We start from the raw sequence: 4679 nt of genomic DNA, 5'->3' as shown, positions 1-4679 counted from the left end.
GATTACGAAGCGATGGTGCCGTTCCAGGCGCTAAGCATGGTCGGCCACACGGTCCATGCCGTATGCCCGGAGAAGGTGGCGGGGCAGACCGTACGCACGGCGATCCATGACTTCGAGGGTGAGCAGACCTACAGCGAAAAGCCCGGGCACAATTTTGCCCTGAACCATGACTTCGTGCGGGTACGGCCCGAGAGTTACGACGCGCTGCTGATCCCGGGTGGCCGCGCGCCGGAGTACCTGCGCCTGGATGAGAAGGTACTGGAACTGGTGCGTGCATTCGACAAGGCCGGCAAGCCGATTGCCGCGGTGTGCCATGGCGCCCAGTTGCTGGCTGCGGCTGGCGTGCTGGAAGGCCGTGAATGCAGCGCTTACCCGGCCTGTGCGCCGGAGGTGCGACTGGCGGGGGGAACGTTCATCGACATCGCTGTGGACCAGGCGCATGTGGACGGCAACCTGGTGACGGCACCGGCGTGGCCAGCGCACCCGGCTTGGCTGGCGGCCTTTCTCAAGGTGCTGGGCACCCGTATCGCCTGACCGGGCCTCTTCGCGGGTGAACCCGCTCCCACAGGATCGCCACACACTTCAAAACCTGTGCAATCCCTGTAGGAGCGGGTTCACCCGCGAAGAGGCCGGTACAGGCAATGCACCCCTGCCAGGTTTAACCCACCTGCTCAACCCAGTCATTGAGGTTGTAGTAGTTGGTCACCCGCGCAATCTTGCCGCAGTGGATATAGAAGAACGCCCCCGCCGCCAGCACATAGGTCTGCCCGTTGGCCGCCGGCAACCCCTCGTCATCGGCCAGGTATTCCCCATGCACGGTGAACTCCGCCGCCGCACGGCTGCCGTCGGCGTTCTGCATCACCACGATATCGGCCAGGCGTTCACGGTAGCAGCGGTTCATCTTGTCCATGAACGCGGCAAACCTGGCCTTGCCCATCTGCCGCTCACCCTGGTTGATGTCGTGAATCACGTCTTCGCTGAGCAGCGCCAGAAAGCCCGGCATGTCGCCAGCGTTAAAGGCGGCGTAGTAAGCATTTACCAGTTCGGTAGCGGTCATGGAACAATACCTGTCGTGTAGGGAAAAGGCGGGACGTTGCCTCGGATGATAGGGTTTCCCCTCAAGCCCGGCTTAGCCGAGCGCGTCATCCACATCGACAAAACGACCGCCAAGCATGGAAATACGCCTGTTGCACGGCGCCGCTATCGCGCCTTACATCGATGACCTCGCTCGCCTGCGCCTTACCGTGTTCCGCGAGTTTCCCTACCTTTACGACGGCACCCCGGCGTACGAGGCCGACTACCTGGCGAGCTATGCCCGCTCCGGGCGCAGCCTGGTGGTGCTGGCGCTGGACGACGGCAAGGTGGTCGGTGCCTCCACCGGCCTGCCGCTGGTGGATGTTGCGCCGCAGTTTCAGCAGCCGTTCCTGGCCCAGGGGCGCGACCCGGCCAGCGTGTATTACTTCGGTGAGTCGCTGGTATTGCCGCAATACCGTGGCCAGGGCCTGGGGGTGCGCTTCTTTATCGAGCGCGAGTCCTATGCGCACAAACTGGCCGAGTTCGACTACTGTGCTTTCTGCGCGGTCGAGCGGCCCGGCGTTCACCCGCGGCGGCCTGCGGACTACAAGCCGCTGCATGGCTTCTGGCGTAACCGCGGCTTTCTGCACGACCCGTCGCTGCGCACCCGCTATGCCTGGCGCGACCTGGACGAGCAGGAAAGCTCGGAGAAACTGATGTCGTTCTGGCTGAAGGAACTGCCGATATGATCCACCTGGCGGCCTGCCAGTACGCCATTGAGCTGCATGAAACCTGGGACGCCTATGCCGACCATCTGCAAGGCCTTTGCGCCGAGGCGGTGGAAATGGGCGCACGCTTGCTGTTGCTGCCGGAGTACGCCGGGCTGGTGCTCAGTGGCCAGCTGAGTGCCGAGCAGCGGGGGGACCTGAAGGCGTCCATCGCCGGCATCCAGCCGTTGATCGAACCTTGGAAAGCGCTGTGCGAGAGCATTGCCCGACGCTGGGGTATCTACCTGCAACCGGGGAGCATGCCAGTGCTCGACGGCGATGGGTGCTACCGCAACCGTGCCTGGCTGTTCGGCCCCAAGGGCGTACTCGGCTACCAGGACAAGCTGATGATGACCCGCTTCGAGCGCGAGCAATGGGGTATCACCGCAGGCCAGGGATTGCAGGTGTTCGACACCGAACTGGGGCGCCTGGGGATCCTGATCTGCTACGACAACGAGTTCCCGATGCTGGCCCGGTGCCTGGCCGAGGACGGTGCCGACCTGATCCTGGCGCCGAGCTGTACCGATACCGAGGCGGGTTATCACCGGGTGCGTATCGGCGCCCAGGCGCGGGCACTGGAAAACCAGATTGCCGTGTTGCAGAGCCCCACGGTCGGGCTGGCGCCTTGGTCGCCGGCGCTGGACGAGAATCAGGGCCGGGCAGGGCTGTTCGTGCCGCCGGATCATGGGATGCCGGGGGATGGGGTGCTGGCGCTGAGTGAGGACTTGAGCCCGGCTACCAGCCAATGGCTGGTGTGCGAGCTGGATCTGCAGCAAGTGCGGCGGGTGAGGACGCAGGGGCAGGTGTTTACCCGCAGGGATTGGCCGCAGCAGTTTGACAGAGTGCTTTGAAGGCAGGGGCGGCCTCTTCGCGGCGGTTCGACGCCTCGATGAAGCCGCTGGTACAGCAGGCTTACTTCACTTCAACTGCCAGGCTCTCGGCAATCTTACTCTGCCACAGGGCAGGGCCAGTGATGTGTACCGACTCACCGTTGCTGTCTACAGCGACGGTAACCGGCATGTCCTTGACGTCGAACTCGTAGATCGCTTCCATGCCCAGCTCGGCGAAGGCCAGCACCTTGGACTTGCGGATGGCCTGGGCCACCAGGTAGGCAGCGCCGCCGACGGCCATCAGGTACACGGCCTTGTTGTCCTTGATCGCCTCGATCGCGGTCGGGCCACGCTCGGACTTGCCGATCATGCCCAGCAGGCCGGTCTGCTCGAGGATCTGGCGGGTGAACTTGTCCATGCGGGTGGCGGTGGTCGGGCCAGCCGGGCCTACCACTTCGTCACCCACCGGGTCGACCGGGCCAACGTAGTAGATGAAGCGGCCTTTCAGGTCGACCGGCAGTTCTTCGCCACGGTTGAGCATTTCGACCATGCGCTTGTGGGCGGCATCGCGGCCGGTCAGCATCTTGCCGTTGAGCAGGATGGTCTCGCCCGGCTTCCAGCTGGCCACTTCTTCCGGGGTGATGTCGTCGAGGTTGACGCGACGGGCGCTCGGGCCGGCTTCCCAGACGATTTCCGGGTAGGCGTCCAGCGACGGCGCTTCCAGCTCGGCCGGGCCGGAGCCATCGAGCACGAAGTGCGCGTGGCGGGTGGCGGCGCAGTTGGGGATCATGCACACCGGCAGGGAGGCGGCGTGGGTCGGGTAGTCCATGATCTTGACGTCGAGCACGGTGGTCAGGCCACCCAGGCCCTGGGCGCCGATGCCCAGCTGGTTGACCTTGTCGAACAGCTCCAGGCGGATTTCCTCGATGCGGTTCTGCGGGCCACGGGCTTTCAGTTCGTGGATGTCGATGGACTCCATCAACACTTCCTTGGCCATGACCGCAGCTTTCTCGGCGGTGCCGCCGATGCCGATGCCAAGCATGCCAGGCGGGCACCAGCCAGCGCCCATGGTCGGCACGGTCTTCAGTACCCAGTCGACGATCGAGTCGGACGGGTTCAGCATGGCCATCTTCGACTTGTTCTCCGAGCCGCCGCCTTTGGCTGCGACATCGACCTCGACCTTGTCGCCGGGGACGATGGAGTAGTGGATCACTGCCGGGGTGTTGTCCTTGGTGTTCTTGCGGGCACCGGCCGGGTCGGCCAGGATCGAAGCACGCAGGACGTTTTCAGGCAGGTTGTAGGCGCGACGCACACCTTCGTTGATCATGTCGTCGACGCTCAGGGTGGCGCCGTCCCAGCGCACGTCCATGCCCACGCGCACGAACACGGTGACGATACCGGTGTCCTGGCAGATCGGGCGGTGGCCGGTGGCGCACATGCGCGAGTTGATCAGGATCTGGGCAATGGAATCGCGTGCAGCAGGCGACTCTTCACGCAGATAGGCCTCGTGCATGGCCTGGATGAAATCGACGGGGTGGTAGTACGAGATGAATTGCAGGGCGTCGGCGACGCTCTGAATCAGGTCGTCTTGCTTGATCACGGTCATGCAGCGCGCTCCTCTTAAAGACGGGAACATTCATAGAGACGCTCGACGGTGCCGACCAGCATGTCGAAACGCCTTGCAAAGGCGCGCCGGCAGCATGGCCGACGCAAAAGGCGCGGCAGTATAGCGTGCCTCTGGGTGTGAAACACCTGCGCGTGGTCTGGACCTTGGTCGGCAAGGCGCAGGCATCCTTTTTGCTGGTATTGCCCGCTTGGCATACAGTGGCCTGATGAACGATGGAGAAACACCGACCATGCCGGAACTTTGCGTGGGCGAACGCCGCTGGGTGGTGCCGACCGGCAGCAACCTGCTCGATGCCCTGAACGACGCCGGGCTGCACGTCCCCTATAGCTGCCGCGCCGGCAGCTGCCATGCCTGCCTGGTGCATTGCGAGGTGGGCCAGCCGCTGGATGCCATGCCCGAGGCCCTGGCGCTGGACAAACATGCCCTGGGCTGGCGCCTGGC

6 protein-coding genes are annotated in these 4679 nt (G+C 64.3%); 4 read left to right on the top strand and 2 right to left on the bottom strand.

Features of this window, described 5'->3' with window-relative positions:
• A partial coding sequence (locus tag HP546_RS26200; RefSeq protein ID WP_172231531.1) for a DJ-1/PfpI family protein occupies positions 1-534 on the top strand: 534 nt, incomplete at its 5' end.
• 124 nt (positions 535-658) lie between these two features.
• Here the strand turns inward: HP546_RS26200 and HP546_RS26195 are convergent.
• Positions 659-1057, bottom strand: coding sequence for a nuclear transport factor 2 family protein (locus HP546_RS26195; RefSeq protein ID WP_172231528.1), 399 nt, complete (start codon positions 1055-1057; stop codon positions 659-661).
• A 115-nt stretch (positions 1058-1172) separates the two neighbouring features.
• Between HP546_RS26195 and HP546_RS26190 the strand changes: the two genes are divergently transcribed.
• On the top strand, positions 1173-1763 hold the full coding sequence (locus tag HP546_RS26190) for a GNAT family N-acetyltransferase (protein WP_172231525.1): 591 nt from the start codon (positions 1173-1175) through the stop codon (positions 1761-1763).
• The gene (locus HP546_RS26185) at positions 1760-2632 is read left to right on the top strand and encodes a carbon-nitrogen hydrolase family protein (RefSeq protein ID WP_172231522.1); all 873 of its coding nucleotides are present in this window, start codon (positions 1760-1762) and stop codon (positions 2630-2632) included. The genes HP546_RS26190 and HP546_RS26185 overlap by 4 nt, the downstream gene beginning before the upstream one ends.
• Before the next feature lie 61 nt (positions 2633-2693).
• On the opposite strand, the gene HP546_RS26180 is transcribed toward HP546_RS26185, so the two are convergent.
• Positions 2694-4217 carry a fumarate hydratase gene (locus HP546_RS26180; RefSeq protein WP_172231519.1) on the bottom strand — a complete coding sequence of 508 codons (1524 nt, stop codon included), beginning with the start codon at positions 4215-4217 and terminating at the stop codon, positions 2694-2696.
• A 250-nt stretch (positions 4218-4467) separates the two neighbouring features.
• Here HP546_RS26180 and HP546_RS26175 point away from each other — a divergent pair.
• Positions 4468-4679, top strand: a 212-nt coding sequence (locus HP546_RS26175; RefSeq protein ID WP_172231534.1) for a 2Fe-2S iron-sulfur cluster-binding protein, incomplete at its 3' end; no start/stop codon positions are given.

This window comes from Pseudomonas sp. CM25 (genome assembly GCF_013179705.1).
GTDB lineage: Bacteria > Pseudomonadota > Gammaproteobacteria > Pseudomonadales > Pseudomonadaceae > Aquipseudomonas.
Note: the sequence above shows the minus strand (reverse complement) of the source record. Positions and strands in the feature narration are given on the sequence as shown.

Bases quoted from the DNA above. Each gene is read 5' to 3' on its own strand.
- HP546_RS26190 (WP_172231525.1), top strand. From the start codon at position 1,173: ATGGAAATACGCCTGTTGCACGGCGCCGCTATCGCGCCTTACATCGAT.
- HP546_RS26195 (WP_172231528.1), bottom strand. From the start codon at position 1,057: ATGACCGCTACCGAACTGGTAAATGCTTACTACGCCGCCTTTAACGCT.
- HP546_RS26180 (WP_172231519.1), bottom strand. From the start codon at position 4,217: ATGACCGTGATCAAGCAAGACGACCTGATTCAGAGCGTCGCCGACGCC.
- HP546_RS26185 (WP_172231522.1), top strand. From the start codon at position 1,760: ATGATCCACCTGGCGGCCTGCCAGTACGCCATTGAGCTGCATGAAACC.